Here is an 18,000-nt window from a genome sequence, read left to right on the forward strand (position 1 = left end):
CCGGTCAGGTTCATACGGTCGACGGCCCTGATCGCCCGGAAAAAGGGCTAGCCGTCCTCTCAGCCCGCTGGTGCGAGCCCCCGTGTTGATGTGGAATTCTCCGCCGCCGACGATACCCGCCGGGCGGTGCGACCCGCCCGGCGATCGGGGTTATGCGGAGGTCTTCTCGAGTGTCGGATGTGCGGCCGGGAGGTCGTCGTCGGCCTCGTGTAAACCGAACCTGTTGTGCAGCTTCGCGAGTGGCTTGGGCGCCCACCAGTTCCAGGTGCCCATCATCCGCATGAGCGCCGGCGCGAGCAGGCCGCGGATGACCGTCGCGTCGCTGATGACGGCGAGCGCGCAGCCCAGCCCGAACAGCTTCATCATCGACACACCGGAGGTGGCGACGCCGAGGAACACGATGCTCATCAGCAGCGCGGCGGCGGTGAAGATGCGCCCGGTGCGGGCCACACCCATCGCGACCGCCTCGGTATTGCCCTCGGTGGTCTTGGGTCCGGCCAGCCATTCCTCGCGAATGCGGGAGAGCAGGAACACCTCGTAGTCCATGGACGCGCCGAAGGCCAGGCTGAACATGAGGATCGGCATGGCCAGGTTGAGGGTGCCGGTGGCCTGGAAACCGAGCAGTCCGGACAGGTGTCCGTCCTGGAAGATCCACACCATCGCGCCGAAGGTGGCCGCCAGCGACAGGATATTGAGCGCGAGCGCCTTCACCGGGAGCACGACGCTGCCCGTGAACAGGAACAACAGCACCAGCGTGGTGATCGCGATCAGCGCACCGGCCAGCGGCAGCTTGCCGGTGATGGCCTCCACGGAATCCTGGTTCAGTGCGGCGGGACCGGTGACGAGTGCGTCGGTGGGTGCGGGTACGGCACGCAGCGTGTCGAGTTGGTCGCGGCCCGCGTCGGAGTAGGGATCGAGCCGGGTGGCGACCGACAGGTACGCACCCGCCGGCGGGTCCGACATCTCCGGCACACCCGCCGCCACCCGCAGGCCGTTGCGGTACACGGCCGCGCTGCTCAGCACCGCCGGTACGTCGGGCACCTTGGACAGCTCGCGCGCGTACGCGTCCAGCTCGGCCGGGCCGCCCCGGAATTCGCGCAGCACGATGGTCGCGCTCGACGCCATGTCGGCGTCGAATTCGGTGCGCAGTACGTCGCCGACTTCACGGCTGGCGACTTCGGTGGGCAGCGAGCGGTCGTCGGGGTAGCCGAACTGCACGCCGAGGAACGGTGATCCGAGCAGCAGCAGGAACGCGGTGGTGGCCAGCGCGATCGGCAGCGGCCGCTTCATCACGGCGGTGACCAGGCGGTACCAGAAAGTCTGGCGCGGCTGCTTCTCCTCGCGCGGCGCCAGCCGCAACAGCTTGCGCAGCGGTGTGCGCAGGTCACCGGCGTCGATGCGGTGCCCGACCAGCATGAGCAGTGCGGGCAGCACGATGACCGCGGCGGCCGTGGCCGCGGCGACCACCGCGATACCGGCGTAGGCGAACGACTTGAAGAAGTACTGCGGGAACACCAGCAGCGCCGACAGCGACAGCGCGACCACCAGCGCCGAATACACCACCGTCCGCCCGGCCGTGCGGATCGACCGGATCACGGCCTCGGTGGGTGTGGATCCGCCGGTGAGTTCCTCGCGGTAGCGGCTCACGATGAACAGGCTGTAGTCGATGGCCAGCGCCAGACCGAGGGCGGTGGTCATGTTCAGGGCGAAGATCGACACATCGGTGACGGCGGTGAGCACACGCAGAATGCCGAGCGCGGCAGCGATCGCGAACATGCCGATGGCCACCGGCAACGCGGCCGCGACGAGACTGCCGAACACCAGCGCCAGCAACAGGCCGGTGATGGGGATGGCGATGGCCTCGGCCAGGATCAGGTCCTTGCTGATCTGGGTGTTGATGTCGGAGAACGTGGCGGCCAGACCGCCCGCCTCGATGGTCACCGGCCCGTCGTGGTCCGCCAGTGCCTTGGTGATCTTGCCCGCCCGGTCCGGCAGTTCGGCGTCGTCGCCCTCGATGCTGGCGAGGATGAGCGCGCGGTTGCCGTCCTTGCTGCGCAGCGCCTGCTTCAGGTCGGGACGCGAGGTCCAATACGCCTGCACCCCGCTGACCTCGGGATAGGTGCGCAGCGCGGCCACGGCGGCATCGGCGGCGGCGCGGGCCTCGGGGGAGTCGATCGACACCGGGTCGGTGACGAGCAGGACGTAGTTCGGTTCGCTACCGGGGAAGTGCTCGCTCAGATACTGACTGGCCTGCACCGAATCGAGATCTTCGGTGACGAATCCGCCCGATTTCATGTTCGAGTGCACGGTGGCGCCGATCGCGCCGCACAGGATCATCAGCAGCAGCGCGACCGCGACAATCAGTCGCGGTCTGCCGACAGCGATACGGGCGATTCTCGTCAACATCCTCGGCACCCTTTAGTTCGAAGTATCGAGGTGTCACCGTATCCCGGCAACATTTCCGCCCGATACCACCTCAGGGCGGACGCCGACGGAGTACCATCTCCGCCCCTGGGTGGATGCCTCGGCCGTTACGGTGCTGCCGACGACCCGCTGAGCAAGGTCTGGGCCAGCCGCGACAAGAAGTCGCCGACCTGCTGGCCCGAGCTCGGCTCGCAGGGCACTGGGTAGGGCCCGCATGCGGAGGCGGGTGCGGCCAGGGGCAGCTGAGCCAGGGTGATCAGGGCGAATCCGGTTACTGCGGCGATCGTCGATTTCATCGGGTCACCGTATCGATGCGCTCAGGGCGGCGGAAGACCCGACTTCTCAGGTCCTGTCGTGCCTCATGCCTGGCGCGCGGGCAGGATCCGTCCGCCGACCTCGCCCAAGCCGATGGGGCGCCCGGCGGTGCCGGGGGCGGTCGCGGTGATGGTGACTTCGTCGCCGTCGGCGAGGAACGTTCGAGTCTCCTCGCCCACGGAGATGGGTTCTCTTCCACCCCAGGACAATTCGATGAACGAACCGCGCTGGGCCGGTTCCGGACCGGAGATGGTGCCGGAGGCGTAGAGGTCACCGGGGCGGATCGAGGCGCCGTTGGCGGTGAGGTGGGCCAGCATCTGTGCGGGCGACCAGTACATCCGCGCATACGGCGGCCGGGTGACCACCTCCCCGTTCCACGCCACCGCCAGGTCGATATCGAGGCCGTGGTCGGCGGTGCCGCGCAGGTAGGGCAGCGGTTCGGGGTCCTGGGTCGGCAGCGGCACCCGCGCCTGTTCCAGCGCAGCCAACGGAGTGACCCACGCCGACAGCGAGGTGGCGAAGGACTTGCCGAGGAACGGTCCGAGCGGCTGGTACTCCCAGGCCTGGATATCGCGCGCGGACCAGTCGTTCACCAGGGCGACCCCGAAGACGTGCTCGGCGAAATCGTCGACACCAACCGGAACGCCCAGCGTCGACCCGGTGCCGACCACGAACCCCAATTCCGCTTCGATGTCCAGCCGCTGCGACGGGCCGAATTCCGGTGCACCCGAATCGGTCCGGCGCTGCCCCTGTGGACGGATCACCGGGGTGCCGGAAACCACGACGGTGCCCGCTCGCCCGTGATATCCCACCGGCAGATGACGCCAATTCGGCAGCAGCGGTTCGCTGTCGGGCCGGAACAGCCTGCCCAGATTGGTCGCGTGGTCGATGCTCGCGTAGAAATCGACGTAATCGCCGATCGTCACCGGCAAGGCCAGCCGCACCGAACGCACGGGGTGCACGACCTCGACCGGCAGTGCGGTATCGGCCAATTCGCGCAAGCGCGCCCGGACAGCGCCCCACCGAGCGGGCCCGGCGGCGAGAAACGCATTGAGATCGGGACGGGCGAAGACCGGATCGCCGAGCAGCGCGGCGAGATCCAGGACCATATCGCCGAGACGCACACCCACCCGGAAGGATTCACCCGGTGGGGCGAATACCCCGTAGGGCATGTTCTCCGGCCCGAACAACGAATCCGGCGCTACCTCGACGCGAAGCAACCGCCCGCTCACCGGGGCCCACGTCCCGACCAGGTCCACGCGTATCCGGGATCCTCGCAGGCCAGCGCACCTTCGCCGAGCTGCAACGGCCGGAAGGTATCCACCATCACCGCCAGTTCGTCGAAGAATTCCGCACCGATACTGCGCTCGTAGGCGCCGGGCTGCGGGCCGTGCGCGTAACCACCGGGATGCACCGACACCGAACCCTGCGCGATCCCGGAACCCTTGCGCGCCTCGTAGTTTCCGCCGCAATAGAACATGATTTCGTCGGAGTCCACATTCGAGTGGTAGTAGGGCACCGGAATCGAGAGCGGGTGGTAATCCACCTTGCGCGGCACGAAATTGCAGATCACGAAATTGGCACCCTCGAAGGCCTGATGCACCGGCGGTGGCTGATGCACCCGCCCGGTGATCGGCTCGAAATCGGCGATGTTGAAAGTGAACGGGTACAGGCACCCGTCCCAGCCGACTACATCGAAAGGATGAGTGGCATAGGTCAACCTGGTGCCGATCACCTCCGCTCCGGCGCGATGCTTGACCAGCACCTCCACATCGGTGCCCTCGGCGAGCAACGGTGCGGTCGGCCCGTGCAGATCCCGCTCGCAGTACGGCGAATTCTCCAGCAGCTGACCGAATTTCGACAGATACCGCTTGGGCGGGGTGATGTGGCTCGACGCCTCGATCACATACGCGCGCAAGGGCGCTCCGCCCGTCGGCAGCCAGCGGTGCGTCGTCGCTCGCGGCATGAGCAGCTGGTCGCCCTGGTGCACCGGCACTGTGCCGAACACGCTCTCCACCACCGCCGCACCGGATTCCACGTACACCAGCTCGTCGCCGATGGCATTGCGGTACAGCGGCGACGCCGCCTCGGCTACCACATACGAGATCCGCACATCGGCATTCGCCAGCAGCAACCGCCGGCCCGTCACCGGATCGGTCGCCGCAGGCGTGTCGCCGGGAAACAGGTCGGGCAACCGCAGATGACGGTGGCGCAGTGGATGATTCGGTGTCAACGACTGATCGCGCAGCTCCCACACCGTCGAGTCGACGATGGCGGGCGGCAGGCCCCGGTGATAGAGCAGCGAGGAGTCTCCGGAGAACCCCTCCTCGCCCATGAGCTCCTCGTAGTAGAGGTTGCCCCGCTCATCGCGATGTTGCGTGTGCCGCTTGGGCGGCACCGCCCCAACACACCGGTAGAACATGCACAACCTCCCGCGGGTCGGATATTCCGTGACCCCACGGTACCGCTGTGGACAAGTCTCAGTCGGTGAACTCGGCGATCACGGGAGCATGATCGCTGGCGCCCTTGCCCTTGCGTTCCTCGCGGTCGACGAAGGCTTCCTTGGTGCGGTCCGCAAGGGCGGGGGAGGCCAACACGAAGTCGATGCGCATGCCCTCCTTGCGGGGGAAACGCAGCTGGGTGTAGTCCCAGTAGGTGTAGACGCCGGGGCCGGGCGCGAACGGCCGCATCACGTCACGGAAGCCGGTATCGAGCATGGCCTGGAAGGCGGCGCGCTCGGGTGCGGAAGTGTGGGTCTTGCCCTCGAAGAGCTTCGGATTCCACACGTCGTCGTCGGTTGGCGCGATATTCCAGTCGCCGACCAGGGCGATCTGGGCCGAGGGGTCCTCGGTGAGCCAGCGGGCGGCATCGGCGCGCAGCGTGGAGAGCCACTCGAGTTTGTAAGCGTAGTGCGGGTCGCTGAGCGAGCGGCCGTTCGGCACGTAGAGGCTCCACACCCGCACCCCACCGCAGGTCGCGCCGATCGCCCGCGACTCGACCACCGGCGAGTCGAGCAGCGAATCACCCGCGTTCTTGTCGAAACCGGGCTGATCGGGGAACGCCACCTCCACGTCGTCGAGCCCGACCCGCGACACGATGGCCACACCGTTCCACTGATTGAGCCCGATATGGGCCACCTCGTAACCGGCCGACTCGAACTGCTCGAACGGGAACTGGTCGTCACGGCACTTGGTTTCCTGCAGCGCGAGCACGTCGATGTCGTGGCGGTCGAGCAACGCCGTCGCCCGGTCGACGCGGGAGCGGATCGAGTTCACATTCCAGGTGGCCAGACGCACGTGCGAGGTCCTTTCCGGGGGTATCTACCGAGGTTACCGGGGGTTATCCCTGCGGCGCGGCGTAGCGATACGAGTGGTGTTCGATGAAGCCGAGTTCGCGGTAGAGGGCCAGTGCGGTGGCGTTGCCGACTTCGACTTGGACGTAGGCGTGGGTGGCGCCCTGGTCGGCGCCCCAGCGGATGAGCTCGGCGCAGACCAGGGTGGCCAGGCCGTTGCGGCGGTGCGCGGCGGCCACGGCGACGCAGGTGAGGCCGACCCAGCGTCGGCCGTCCGGCGCCGTCGTCACCGCACCGCGCCCGATGGCGAGGGCTTCGGGCACACCGAGGGTGGCGAAGCCGACGGTGCCGTCGAGGACCGAGGTGAGCACGTCGCGGTCGGGTTCGCGAACGGCCGGGTCGAGCGGGATCTCGCCACGGTAGCGGTGGGTGCGCAACCAGCCCTCGTCCGGTTGCGCGGCGACGCGAACCATCGAAGGGCCCTGGGGCAGCACGAAGTTCGAGATGTCCAGGCCGAGCATCACGGTCTCGCTCCAGCTGTTCCAGCCGGGCGGAACCGGGGCGAGCCGGTCGGGCAGTTGCAGCAGCAGCGGCAGACCGCGCGCGGTGTACCAGTCGGCGATCCGGTGCATCGTCTCGATCGACAAGGTGGCGGGCACGCCCGACTCACCGAGCGGCACAGCCGAATTCGCCCGGCCGGTGTATCCGTTGCCCGCGCGGACCAGCCAGCCGTCGATCCACGTGTGCTCGACACCGGGCCAGCCGCCCGCCGCCGCCGTCTCCAGCGACCGGATCTCCTTGGTCCGAATCGGCCTCGGCCCCAGCGCCTTCAGTGCGACGACCCGATCCGCCGCGACCGAAACCACCTCACCCTCGGCGGTGCGCACCGACGGCGGCGTCATCGACACCAGCTCGCCGATCACATCGGTGAGCGGCTGTGGATAACCCTCGGGCAGCTGATACCGCATCACCACCCGGCGGCCGAGGGGTATGTCAGTCATTGCCGAAGGGGTCCGGGACGGTGCCCGGCACCCAGCTCAAACCCGGCTTGCCCCAACCGTTTCGCTTGATCGCCTTCTTGGCGGCGCGGGCGTTGCGGCCGATCAGCACGTCGACGTAGAGGAAGCCGTCGAGGTGGCCCACCTCGTGCTGCAGCATGCGCGCGAAGAAACCGGCGCCCTCGATGTCGACCGGTTCGCCGTGCTCGTCGGTGCCCGTGACGCGTGCCCAGTCGGCGCGGCCGGTGGGGAACTGCTCACCGGGCACCGACAGGCAGCCCTCTTCGTCGTCGTCGGGATCGGGCATGGTCTCCGGGATCTCGGAGGTCTCGAGCACCGGGTTGATCACGGCGCCGCGGCGGCGGATCTGGTTGCCCTCCGCGTCGAAATCGGGGCAGTCGTAGATGAACAGCCGCTTGCCGACGCCGACCTGATTGGCCGCGAGGCCGACACCCTTGGACGCCTCGAGGGTGTCGTACATGTCCGCGATCAGCCCGGCCAGCTCTGCCGGGGTCTCCGTCACCGGGGCGGTAGCGGTGTGGAGAACGGGGTCACCGACGATCACGATCGGGAGAATTGCCATGGTGGCCATTATCGCCGCGGTATCGCCCGCGCGAGCGGCGGCCCCTGTGCGCCGCGACACTCCTACTGGCCCTCAGTCAACACGCCGGGGCAGCGGTCGAAGGATCGGGTGGGCTCATGGTTGAATGATCCGCGACGTGCAAGCGTCATTTTCATCTCGTGATACTCGGCGAGGGAGCAAGATGGACGGCGCAGCGGCTCGGCACATCCCCCAGGATTCGGCCGGCGACGATGGCTCCGGTCTCAGTCGGCGTGAACTCGACATCCTCGACTTCGAACGCAAATGGTGGAAGTACGCGGGCGCCAAGGAAGACGCGATCCGCGAACTGTTCTCGATGTCGGCCACCAGGTACTACCAGGTACTCAACGCCGTCGTCGACAAGGAAGAAGCACTCGCGGCCGACCCCATGCTGGTCAAGCGACTGCGCCGGTTGCGCGCGAGCAGGCAGAAGGCCCGTGCCGCCCGCAAACTCGGTTTCCAGGTCTGACATGCGAGCCACATCTCCGTCGATGCGACTAGGGTTGCGCGGGTGAGCAACCCGAATCCCACCCCCGGCGGCCCACCGCTGCGCGCGCTGGCGATGGTGTTGATCGCGCTGGCCATCGTCTTCGCCGGCCTGGGTGCGATGTCGTTGTCGAATTCCGGTGCCGAGGCGGCCGATCCGGTCGAGCAGACCGAGACCACCACCTCGAGCGCGGTGGCGCAGGCCCCGGCGACCACGGCCGCCCCGACCACGACCAGCGCGGCCGCCGCCCCGACGACGACAACCACCGTCGCGCCGACGACCACGACCACGACCACCACACAGGCCGCGGCCACGGGCGACAAGGACATTCCCGTCCGCGTCCTGAACAACAGCCTCGTCGCGGGCCTGGCCGCGCGCACCGCGAGCGAACTCGGCGCGGCGGGCTGGACCAATGTGAGCACCGGCAACTACAGCGGTTCGAACCTGACAACGACCACGGTGTACTACGGCACCGCGCCGGGTGAAGAGGCCGCGGCCGCCGAGATCGCCGCGCAGGTCGGCGGAACCGTGGCCCCCAAGACCGCCGACGCCACGCCCGGTGTCGTCGTCGTCCTGACGGGACGCTGAGCCGGCACGGCACGCGGTGCCGCAGGGCGTGTTCGCGCTGTGGCATCATCTTCAGCGGTACTGCCCCAGTCCGATAAGGAGTCCCCTGATGGCCACGTCGTCCACTCGTCGCCCGTCCTGGCGCATTGTGACCCCGGTTGTCGCGGTCGCCGCGTTCGGGCTCGCCGCCTGCACCAACAGCCAGGAGTCGAGTGACGTCAAGGGCACCACGCCGCCGGTGTGGACCGGTTCGTCCGCCCCCGCGGGCGGTGGCGAGGACCACGGCACCGGCCATCCCGCCCCCTCTGCCTCCGGCGAACCGGGCGCGCACGGCGGCGACCACGGTGCCTCGACCGGTGGTCTGAAGGCCGAGCTGAAGAACAGCGCGGGCGCCGGTGTCGGCACCGCGACCATCGTCGCCGAGGGCAACCACCTGGTCGTCACTGTCGAGGCGCAGGGTCTGACCCCCGGTTTCCACGGCCTGCACTTCCACCAGAACGGCACATGCGAGGGCGACTTCACCTCGGCCGGTGGTCATCTGCAGGTCGGCGGGGCCACCTCGCACCCGGCCAGCGGCGACCTCACCTCCCTGCAGGTCGGCGCCGACGGCTCGGCCAAGCTGGTCACCCGCACCGACAGCGTCACCCTCGACAACATCAAGGGCAAGGCCCTGATCGTGCACGCGGGCGCCGACAACTTCGGCAATATCCCGCCGCGCTACACCCGGGAAGGCGGCACGGGCCCGGACGAGACCACCCTGTCCACCGGTGACGCGGGTGCCCGAGTGGCCTGCGGCGTCGTCGGTTAGCGAGACCCGCTGATGGCCGGGGCAATTCAGCCGGTGCCGTTTCGCGGTTCGCCCCGGCCGACAATCGGCATCGAGTGGGAGATCGCGCTCGTCGACAAGGTCACGCGCGATCTGTCCAACACCGCCTCGGCGGTCTTCGATGCCGTCGGCGACCTGCGCGCCCACGACGGGACACAGCAGGTCACCAAGGAATTGCTGCGCAACACGGTGGAATTGGTCACCGGCGTGCACGAGACCGTCGGCGGCGCCGTCGAGGACCTGCGCACCACGATGGACGCCGTGCGCCGCGCGGCCGACCCACTCGGTGTCGACCTGTTCTGCGCGGGCACGCACCCGTTCGCCCAGTGGTCGGCCCAGCAGCTCACGCGCTCACCGCATTACGACGAGCTGATCGAGCGCACCCAGTGGTGGGGCAGGCAGATGCTCATCTGGGGCGTGCACGTGCACGTGGGAGTTTCCCACCGCGACAAGGTCTTTCCCATCCTGAACTCGCTGCTGCTGTCGTATCCGCATCTGCTCGCGCTCTCGTCGTCCTCGCCGATGTGGTCCGGCGACGACACCGGCTATGCCAGTAACCGCGCGCTGATGTTCCAGCAGCTGCCCACGGCGGGCCTGCCGTTCCAGTTCGAGAACTGGCGTCAGTTCGAGGGTTTCGTGCACGACCAGATGAAAACCGGTGTGTTCGAACAACTCGGCGGCATGCACTGGGACATCCGGCCCGCGCCCAAGTGGGGCACCATCGAGATCCGGGTGTGCGACGGGCTGTCCAGCCGCGCCGAACTGGCGTCGGTGGCCGCGCTGATCCACTGCCTCGTCGTCGATCTGGAACGCAGGCTCGACGACGGTGAACAGCTGCCGACCCTGCCGCCCTGGCATGTGCAGGAGAACAAATGGCGGGCCGCGCGCTACGGACTCGACGCCATCGTGATCGTCGACGACGCGAGTAATGAGCGTTTGGTCACAGACGATCTGATGGATCTGCTCACCCGGTTGGAGCCGACCGCGCGCCGTCTCGGCTGCGCCGACGAACTCGCCGCCGTGGCCGAGATCCCCCGCCACGGTGCCTCCTACCAGCGTCAACGCCGGGTTGCCGCGCAGTCCCAGGGTGATCTTGTCGCGGTGGTCGACTCGCTGGTGCGCGAGCTGGATCAGTAGCGTTCAACTACCCAGCCCGGTGGCGTTAACCCGCCGTTTACGATGGGTGGATGCTTGTCGAACATCCGCGTGCTGCCGCGGGGGGTGCCACCCTCGGTTCCCGTCTGCGCGAACCGAGGACGCTCGCCGCAGTCGCGGTGTCGGCGGTCCTGCTACTGCTGATCGGCCTGCAGATCGCGGCGTCGATCAGCGGCTTCGAAGGACCACTCGCCAGCTTGGCGCGCGACTATGTCGGCACGCCCAAGTCGATGTCGGTTCCGTGGGCGGGTCTCGTCCTCGCGCTGGTCGGGGTGTCGGCGCGCAGGCGGGTGTTCGCGGTGAGCGCCGCGATCGGGATCGACGCGGTGTTCGTCGCGCTGCGACTGCTCGACGGTAAACCGTTCACCGTCGGCAACGGGCCGACCATCGTGCTCACCGCCCTCGCGATCATCGCGGCGGTGCGCTGGCAGGGCCGCGAACGGACCGACGCGCTGAAGGCCGCGGCACTGGGTGCCTTGCTCATCCTGGCGACGAAGGTCGGCGACGTGTGGTTGCACGTCACCTCGGCGGTACACCCGACGGTGCTCGACGAATACCTGCTGCTCGCCGATCACGCGCTCGGCGACCCGTCGTGGGTGGTCGGCCGGGTGCTCGAGGTCCTCGGGCCCGAGGTGTACGCGGTGCTGCACTGGGTCTACATCGAGCTGCCGGTGGCGGCGATCGTCGTCGCGGTGTGGCAGTTGCGCGGTGTGGTCAGCACGGGAATCTGGCCGGGGCACTATCTGGTTCGCACGTTCCTGGTGCTCGGGTTGGTCGGGCCGCTGTTCTATGTGCTGTTCCCCGTGGTCGGCCCGATGTTCGCCTTCGGCGCCGACGGCAACGGCTTCCAGCTCGGCAACTTCTGGCCTTCGGCGCTGCCGCCGATCGGGCAGAGTCCGGCGCCGCTGCCGTTCGACGAATTCACCCCGCGCAACTGCATGCCGTCGATGCACACCGCATGGGCGCTGTCGCTGTTCATCCACACGCGTCGCGATGTCGACGGCAGCCGCGCGCCCGCGTGGTTGCGGTGGGGCGGGGCGTTCTGGCTGGCCGCGACGGTCGCGGCGACGCTCGGTTTCGGTTACCACTACGGCGTGGATCTGGTGGCGGGTGTGGTGCTGTGCCTGACCGTCGAATCGGCGCTGCGCGCACCCGAGCGAGGCTGGGACGCGGCGCGGATCCGCCTGGTCGCCCTCGGATCGGCCGTTTTCGGTGGTCTGCTGCTGGGTTACCGCTACCTGGCGGTCGAGATGGCGCAGTACCCGGTGCCGGCCGGCGCCATCGTGATCGGGCTGCTCGCGGCGGTCGCCGTGGCGTTCCACCTCACCTGGTTCGCCGCCGCGCCCGACCGGGCACCGGCCGCGGTTCGGGTGTAGTCAGTCCACCTCGTCGCCGAGTTCGTTGACGCGCAACAGGCCGTCGCGGTGCCGCTGCTCGCGGTAGGCGGTGCGCCCGAGCAGATGTGCGACCACCGGTGCGGTGATGATCGTGAACAGTCCGGTCAGCACGAGCATCCACACATTGGCGTCGCCGCGCAGGTCGATCCCGGTGCCGATGAGAACCATGATCAGGCCGATCACCTGCGGTTTCGTCGCCGCGTGCATCCGGGTGAGAGTGTCGGGGAAGCGCACGATCCCCAGTGCGGCGGTGCAGGCGAGGACACAGCCGAGCACGATCAGCGGTGCCGACACCCACTCCCAGCCGCTCATCGGTCGTCCCGCACGCGAAAGCGCGTCACCGCGGCCGATCCGAGGAAACCGACAAGGGCCAGCGCGACGATCGCCGGGACGACGGTTGTGTCGTTGCTGTAGGCCGCCCACACCGCGAGCCCGGACGCGGCGATGGCCATCAGCGAGTCGATCCCGACCACCCGGTCGAGGGTGCTCGGGCCGGCGAGTACGCGGTAAGCGGTGCAGATGGCGGCGAACGACAGCAGCACCGCCGCGATGACGGCGACGACGGTCATACCTGAACCTCCGGTCCGTGATGCCGCTCGCCTGGTCGTTCGAAGGCGTCGATGATGAGACGTTCCAGGCGGCGGGTGGTGCGGTAGAAGTCGTCGACCGCCTTGTCGCTGCCCACATCGAGCACGTGGACGTACACCACACAGCGCTGACGGTCGATCTCGAGCACCATGGTGCCGGGAATGAGATTGAGCAGATCGGTACAGATCACCAGCACCAGATCCGACTGGATGCCGAGGGCCACGCGCAGCACGCCCGACACCGGCGGGCCCGAGGGCCGCAGCGCGAACCAGGCCACCTGCACGCTCGACTCGAGTGCGTAATAGGTTGCCGCGGCGATCAATTCGAGAAAGGACAGCGGGTGGAACCGGCCGGTCACCGGGATCCGTGGCAGCGGAAGCGCGAACACGACGATCAGCGCGACCACTCCACCGGCGAGCACATTGGCCGCGCTGAGGTCACCCCACAGGGCCACCCACACCGCGGTCAGCCAGGCGAGGACGCCGAGTCGTAAGACGTTCTGCCGGTTCACGAGCCGGCGCAACACGGTCATCGCGGCTCCTGTCCGCCGAGGACGGATTCGATATACACCGACGGGTTGTTCAGATCGGCCGCGGCGCGTTCGGCGATGCCGAGCACGGGGCCGGCGAACACGGTGAGCGCGAGGCCCGCGGTGATCAGCCCGGCGGTGGCGAGCACCATCAGCGCGGGCATGCGTCCGGGGTCGGTGCGGTCCTCGTACTGCACGTCGGTCGAATCCTCCACCAGGGTGGGCGGTTTCGCGGCACTGAGATGTCCCTCGGGCGCTTCTTCGCGCGGGCGCCAGAACGCCTTGCCCCAGACCCGCGCCACCGCGTAGAGCGTGAGCAGGCTGGTGACCACCGAACCGGCGACCAGCACCCAGGCCAGCACGCTACCGTCGGCCGCACCCGCCTCGAGCAGGGTCACCTTGCCGATGAAGCCCGAGAAGGGCGGAATACCACCGAGATTCAGTGCCGGTATCAGGAAGAGCAGCCCGAGTAGCGGACTCGCCGAGGCGAGCCCACCGAGGCGGCGCAGCGACACCGACCCGGCCTGGCGCTCGATCAGGCCGACGGCGAGGAACAGCGCCGTCTGCACCAGAATGTGGTGGGCCACATAGAACACCGCACCGGTGAGCCCGGCCGACCCGGCCAGCCCGATACCGAAAACCATGTACCCGATGTGGCTCACGAGGGTGAACGACAGCAGGCGCCGGATATCGGTCTGGGCGATCGCGCCGAGAATGCCGACGAGCATGGTCGCCAGCCCGCACACCAGCAGGATGTCGTCGAACGCGCCGTCCGGGAACCACAGCGTGTGCGTCCGGATGATCGCGTACACACCGACCTTGGTGAGCAGGCCCGCGAACACGGCGGTCACCGGCGCGGGCGCGGTGGGGTAGGAGTCGGGTAGCCAGCTCGACAGCGGGAACACCGCCGCCTTGATGCCGAACGCCACGAGCAGCACGGCGTAGCAGGCCGTGCGCACCCCCTGTGGTGTCGCCTCGAGCCGAACGGCCAGTTGCGCGAGGTTCAGGGTGCCGGTGGCCGCGTAGGTGAGGCCGATGCCGATCAGGAAGATCATCGACGACACCATCGACACCATCACGTACGCGATGCCGGTGCGGATGCGTTCCTCGGTGGCGCCGACGGTGAGCAGCACGAACGAGGCGGCGAGCAGCAGCTCGAACCCGACGAACAGGTTGAACAGGTCACCGGCCAGGAACGCCATCGACACACCGGCCGTGAGCACCAGGTAGGTGGGTCGGTAGATGGAGGTGGGCTGGTTGTCGTCGCCGTCGGAGATGTTCTGCCCCGCACCGTAGATCGACACCAGGAGCAGGACGAACGCCGAGACAAGCAGCATCGCCGCGCTGAGCCGGTCGACGACGAGGGTGATGCCGATCGGGGTCGGCCAGCCGCCCACCTGCACCGCCGTCGTGCCGTCGCGGTCGGCGAGGTACAGCAGCAGCGCGCTGATGGCGAGCACACCCGACAGCGCGACCATCGACACCAGCCGCTGGACGCGCGGTCGGCGCCCGAAGATCAGGGTGACCGCGGCGGCGAGCAGCGGGACCAGCACCGGCAGCGCGGCGAGATCGGGAAGCAGCTGCGGGGAGAGGGTCATTCGGCCGGGTCCTCGCTCTCGCGCCGGGCCGCGACCTGGGTGTCCTCAGGGTCGTTGCGGACGTCTTCGGTGGTGGTCAGCCGGTAGGCGCGATAGGCGAGGGCGAGCACGAACGCGGCCAAGCCCATCGTGATGACGATGGCGGTGAGCACCATCGCCTGGGCCAGCGGATCGGCCATGCCGTCGGGCGAGGTGTCCGAGCCCGACAGCACCGGTGGGTTCCCGTCCGGCCCGCCGCCGACGGTGAGGATCAGCAGGTTCACCGCGTTGCCGAGCAGGATGATCCCCAGCAGCATCTTCGACACCACCCGCTCGAGCACCAGGTACACCCCGCAGGCGGTGAGCGCGCCGATCGTGAGCAGCATGACGAGGTTGGCACTCATGAGATCTCCTTGTCCAGGCGGGCGCCGAGGCTGCGCAGGACGTCGAGGGTGAGGCCGACGATCACCAGGTACACGCCGAGATCGAAGAACATGGCGGTGACGAGTTTGATGTGGCCGAGCACCGGCACGGTGATCTCGATGATCGCCGAGGACAGTGGTGGGGCCCCGAGCAGCAGCGATGTGGTCGCCGTCCCGGCGGCGAGGACCAGGCCCGCGCCGAGGAGGTGTCCGGCGTCGACCGGGAGGGCTTCGCCGAGTTCGTAGCGTCCACCCGCCAGGTAGCGCAGGGTGAGGGCGAGCCCGGCGAGCAGGCCACCGGCGAAGCCGCCGCCGGGTGCGTTGTGGCCGGAGAAGAAGAAGTACACCGACAGGACCATGATGGTCGGGAACAGCAGCCGGGTGGTGATCTGCAGGACCATCGAGCGTTCGCGCCGGTCGAGCAGCCGGGCGGCAGGCAACCAGCTCACGGCGTCGGGGTTGTAGTTCGGTGCGTCGACGGCGCGTGGCGCGCTGCCGAAGCGGCGGCTGCGGAACACCAGCGACGCAACGCCGGTGGCGGCGACGACGAGGACCGAGATCTCGCCGAGGGTGTCCCAGGCGCGGATGTCGACGAGCAGCACGTTCACCGCGTTCTTGCCGCCGCCGACGCGGTAGGCGGCGTCGGGGATGGTGCGCCAGATCGGCTCGCTGTGCCGGGCGGCGGAGGCGAACGCGGCGAGTACCGTCACGGTGACGCCGACCGCGATCGCGAGCAGCGCGCGACGGACCTTGAACGCGGCGGCGTAGCCGTCGGTGATCTCGGCCGGGAACCCGCGCAGCACGAGCACGAAGATCACCAGAGTCAGTGTCTCGACCAGGAATTGGGTGAGCGCGAGATCCGGTGCGCCGTGCAGCGCGAAGATCACGCCGCAGCCGTATCCGGTGACACCGACCACGAGCACACTGGCCAACCTGTTGCGCAGCACCGTCGCCGCGAGCGCCATGGCGATCATGATCGCGCCGATCACCGCCTGCAACGGCGAATCCCACAGGTGCAGGGTGATTCCCGTGCGGGTACCGGTCGCGAGCATCACGGCGGGCAGCACGATGAGCGTGCCGAGGATGAAGGCCTGGCTGACGGGCAGCGAACCGGATTGCACCGTGCCGGTGAGGCGAAGCGAGAGCCGGTCCATCGCCCGCAGTGCGGCGTCGTAACCCCGGTCGGCATTGCCGAGTCGCGGACGAGCCGACTCGTGAATCCTGTTGCGTACCAAGAACAATGCGAAGCCGACCAGCACGATGACGGCGGTGAGCGCGAGGGCGGGTGTGAAGCCGTGCCACAGCGCGAGTGCCCCGTCGAGGACGCCGGGCAGGGTCTCGGCGTACGGGCTCAGCCACTCGTCGACGACCCCGGCACCGAACCCACCCGCCAGCCCGGCCACCGCCAGCACGGCCGGCGGGCCGACCAGCAGCGGTCCCGGCGCGTGCCAGGTTGTCGTGACGCCGGGGCTCGTGCCGAACGCGGCCCACAGGAACCGCGCGCTGTAGGCGACGGTGAGGGCCGAACCGACGGCGATACCGGTCAGCAACAGCACCCGCACCGGCGGGCTCAGCACCTGTGCCGCCCACACCGCGCTCAAGGCGGATTCCTTGCCGACGAACCCGAGCATCGGCGGCAACCCCGCCATACTGATCGCCGCGGTCGCCGCCACCGCGCACAGCACCGGCGCGCGCCGCCCGAGCCCCGACAACCGGCGCAGATCGCGAGTGCCCGCGCCGTGATCGATGATGCCGACCACCATGAACAGGCACGCCTTGAACAGCCCGTGCGCCACCAGCAGCGCCAGCCCGGCGAGTGCGGTATCCGGGGTGCCGATGGCCATCATGGTGATGAGCAGTCCGAGCTGGCTCACCGTGCCGAACGCCAGCACCAGTTTCAGGTCGTGCACCTGCATGGCCCGCCAGCCGGCCAACAGCATCGACGCGATCCCCAACGGCAGCACGAGCACATGCCACGGTGGAGTCTGGGCGAGTGCGGGTGCCAGGCGGGCGACCAGATAGATGCCCGCTTTCACCATCGCGGCGGCATGCAGGTAGGCGCTCACCGGTGTAGGCGCGGCCATCGCACCGGGCAACCAGAAGTGCAGGGGCACGATCGCCGACTTGCTCAGCGCCCCGACGAGCACGAGCACCACCGCCACCGACACCGCGATCCCATCGGGTGGAGATTCGCGGGCGAGCACGTCCGACAGCAGGAAACTGTCGTAGCGCGATCCGAGGATGACGATGCCGACCAGCATCGCCAGTCCGCCCGCCGCCGTGACCAGCAGTGCCTGGATCGCGGCGCGGCGACTCGCGGCCTGCTCGGCGTAGTGGCCGACCAGCAGGAACGACAGCACCGTTGTGATTTCCCAGAACACGTAGAGCAACAGCATGTTGTCGCTGGTCACCAGGCCGAACATGGCACCGGAGAAGCCGACCAACTCGGCCGCGAATATCCCGAGCCTCGCCTCGTCACGGTCGAAGTAGCGCCCGCAATAGGCCAGGATCAGCGCGCCGATGCCGAGGACGAGCACACACATCACGGCGGCGAGGGAATCGAAGCGCAGGTCGATGTCCATCGAGATCTGCGGCGCCCACCGCACCCGGCTGGTGACGGTGACGCCCCAGTGCGCGAGCACCCACCCGAGACTGCCCAGCGGAACCAGCGCCAGCAGATAGAAAGCGTTGCGGCCCAGCGCTCGCACGCACAGCGGGGCCGCGAGCGCGGCCATTGCGTGAGCGAGCAGGACAGCGAGCAACCGCGCCTCCGGGTCTCCTAGCGTGTGGCGAGCCCCGATCCTACGGGCGCGGAGACGATG

Annotated in this window: 18 protein-coding genes; 5 read left to right on the forward strand and 13 right to left on the reverse strand. The window is 68.7% G+C overall.

Annotated elements, in window-relative coordinates:
* Nucleotides 1–150: 150 nt before the first annotated feature.
* The 7 genes from LDL21_RS00565 to LDL21_RS00595 form a co-directional block, all read right to left on the reverse strand.
* Complete coding sequence (locus tag LDL21_RS00565; RefSeq protein WP_225278363.1) at nucleotides 151–2,406, reverse strand: MMPL family transporter; 2,256 nt, start codon at nucleotides 2,404–2,406, stop codon at nucleotides 151–153.
* 125 nt (nucleotides 2,407–2,531) lie between these two features.
* On the reverse strand, nucleotides 2,532–2,720 hold the full coding sequence (locus LDL21_RS00570) for a hypothetical protein (protein WP_067979020.1): 189 nt from the start codon (nucleotides 2,718–2,720) through the stop codon (nucleotides 2,532–2,534).
* Between the two features lie 63 nt (nucleotides 2,721–2,783).
* Nucleotides 2,784–3,959: a fumarylacetoacetase gene (gene fahA, locus LDL21_RS00575; protein ID WP_225279187.1), complete on the reverse strand. Its 1,176-nt coding sequence runs from the start codon at nucleotides 3,957–3,959 to the stop codon at nucleotides 2,784–2,786.
* A gap of 8 nt (nucleotides 3,960–3,967) precedes the next feature.
* A complete protein-coding gene (locus LDL21_RS00580; protein ID WP_225278364.1) occupies nucleotides 3,968–5,161 on the reverse strand; it encodes a homogentisate 1,2-dioxygenase in 1,194 nt (397 codons plus the stop codon).
* Nucleotides 5,162–5,219: 58 nt separating this feature from the next.
* Nucleotides 5,220–6,035, reverse strand: a complete 816-nt coding sequence (locus LDL21_RS00585; RefSeq protein WP_225278365.1) for an exodeoxyribonuclease III — start codon at nucleotides 6,033–6,035, stop codon at nucleotides 5,220–5,222.
* A gap of 43 nt (nucleotides 6,036–6,078) precedes the next feature.
* On the reverse strand, nucleotides 6,079–7,032 hold the full coding sequence (locus LDL21_RS00590) for an N-acetylglutamate synthase, CG3035 family (protein ID WP_225278366.1): 954 nt from the start codon (nucleotides 7,030–7,032) through the stop codon (nucleotides 6,079–6,081).
* Nucleotides 7,025–7,612: a peptide deformylase gene (locus LDL21_RS00595; RefSeq protein ID WP_225278367.1), complete on the reverse strand. Its 588-nt coding sequence runs from the start codon at nucleotides 7,610–7,612 to the stop codon at nucleotides 7,025–7,027. Before LDL21_RS00595 ends, LDL21_RS00590 begins: the two co-directional genes overlap by 8 nt.
* Before the next feature lie 181 nt (nucleotides 7,613–7,793).
* Here LDL21_RS00595 and napA point away from each other — a divergent pair, with 181 nt between their 5' ends.
* From napA to LDL21_RS00620, 5 genes are all read left to right on the forward strand, one after another.
* Nucleotides 7,794–8,099, forward strand: coding sequence for a nucleoid-associated protein NapA (gene napA / locus LDL21_RS00600; protein ID WP_225278368.1), 306 nt, complete (start codon nucleotides 7,794–7,796; stop codon nucleotides 8,097–8,099).
* A 42-nt stretch (nucleotides 8,100–8,141) separates the two neighbouring features.
* Nucleotides 8,142–8,705 carry a LytR C-terminal domain-containing protein gene (locus LDL21_RS00605; RefSeq protein ID WP_225278369.1) on the forward strand — a complete coding sequence of 188 codons (564 nt, stop codon included), beginning with the start codon at nucleotides 8,142–8,144 and terminating at the stop codon, nucleotides 8,703–8,705.
* An 88-nt stretch (nucleotides 8,706–8,793) separates the two neighbouring features.
* Nucleotides 8,794–9,492, forward strand: coding sequence for a superoxide dismutase[Cu-Zn] (gene sodC, locus LDL21_RS00610; RefSeq protein WP_225278370.1), 699 nt, complete (start codon nucleotides 8,794–8,796; stop codon nucleotides 9,490–9,492).
* Between the two features lie 12 nt (nucleotides 9,493–9,504).
* Nucleotides 9,505–10,647, forward strand: a complete 1,143-nt coding sequence (locus LDL21_RS00615; RefSeq protein WP_225278371.1) for a glutamate--cysteine ligase — start codon at nucleotides 9,505–9,507, stop codon at nucleotides 10,645–10,647.
* A 50-nt stretch (nucleotides 10,648–10,697) separates the two neighbouring features.
* On the forward strand, nucleotides 10,698–12,041 hold the full coding sequence (locus LDL21_RS00620; RefSeq protein WP_225278372.1) for a phosphatase PAP2 family protein: 1,344 nt from the start codon (nucleotides 10,698–10,700) through the stop codon (nucleotides 12,039–12,041).
* On the opposite strand, the gene mnhG is transcribed toward LDL21_RS00620, so the two are convergent.
* Genes mnhG through LDL21_RS00650 form a run of 6 tightly spaced genes read right to left on the reverse strand, consistent with a single transcriptional unit; the run spans nucleotide 12,042 to nucleotide 17,940 of the window.
* Complete coding sequence (mnhG, locus tag LDL21_RS00625) at nucleotides 12,042–12,374, reverse strand: monovalent cation/H(+) antiporter subunit G (protein WP_225278373.1); 333 nt, start codon at nucleotides 12,372–12,374, stop codon at nucleotides 12,042–12,044.
* On the reverse strand, nucleotides 12,371–12,631 hold the full coding sequence (locus LDL21_RS00630) for a monovalent cation/H+ antiporter complex subunit F (RefSeq protein ID WP_225278374.1): 261 nt from the start codon (nucleotides 12,629–12,631) through the stop codon (nucleotides 12,371–12,373). Before LDL21_RS00630 ends, mnhG begins: the two co-directional genes overlap by 4 nt.
* A complete protein-coding gene (locus tag LDL21_RS00635) occupies nucleotides 12,628–13,161 on the reverse strand; it encodes a Na+/H+ antiporter subunit E (RefSeq protein ID WP_372462146.1) in 534 nt (177 codons plus the stop codon). Before LDL21_RS00635 ends, LDL21_RS00630 begins: the two co-directional genes overlap by 4 nt.
* A 17-nt stretch (nucleotides 13,162–13,178) precedes the next feature.
* Nucleotides 13,179–14,777 carry a Na+/H+ antiporter subunit D gene (locus LDL21_RS00640; RefSeq protein WP_225278376.1) on the reverse strand — a complete coding sequence of 533 codons (1,599 nt, stop codon included), beginning with the start codon at nucleotides 14,775–14,777 and terminating at the stop codon, nucleotides 13,179–13,181.
* The gene (locus LDL21_RS00645; RefSeq protein WP_067484576.1) at nucleotides 14,774–15,160 is read right to left on the reverse strand and encodes a Na(+)/H(+) antiporter subunit C; all 387 of its coding nucleotides are present in this window, start codon (nucleotides 15,158–15,160) and stop codon (nucleotides 14,774–14,776) included. Before LDL21_RS00645 ends, LDL21_RS00640 begins: the two co-directional genes overlap by 4 nt.
* On the reverse strand, nucleotides 15,157–17,940 hold the full coding sequence (locus LDL21_RS00650) for a Na+/H+ antiporter subunit A (RefSeq protein WP_225278377.1): 2,784 nt from the start codon (nucleotides 17,938–17,940) through the stop codon (nucleotides 15,157–15,159). The genes LDL21_RS00645 and LDL21_RS00650 overlap by 4 nt, the downstream gene beginning before the upstream one ends.
* Nucleotides 17,941–18,000: the final 60 nt, after the last annotated feature.

This window comes from Nocardia rosealba (assembly GCF_020216065.1).
Lineage (GTDB): Bacteria > Actinomycetota > Actinomycetes > Mycobacteriales > Mycobacteriaceae > Nocardia > Nocardia rosealba.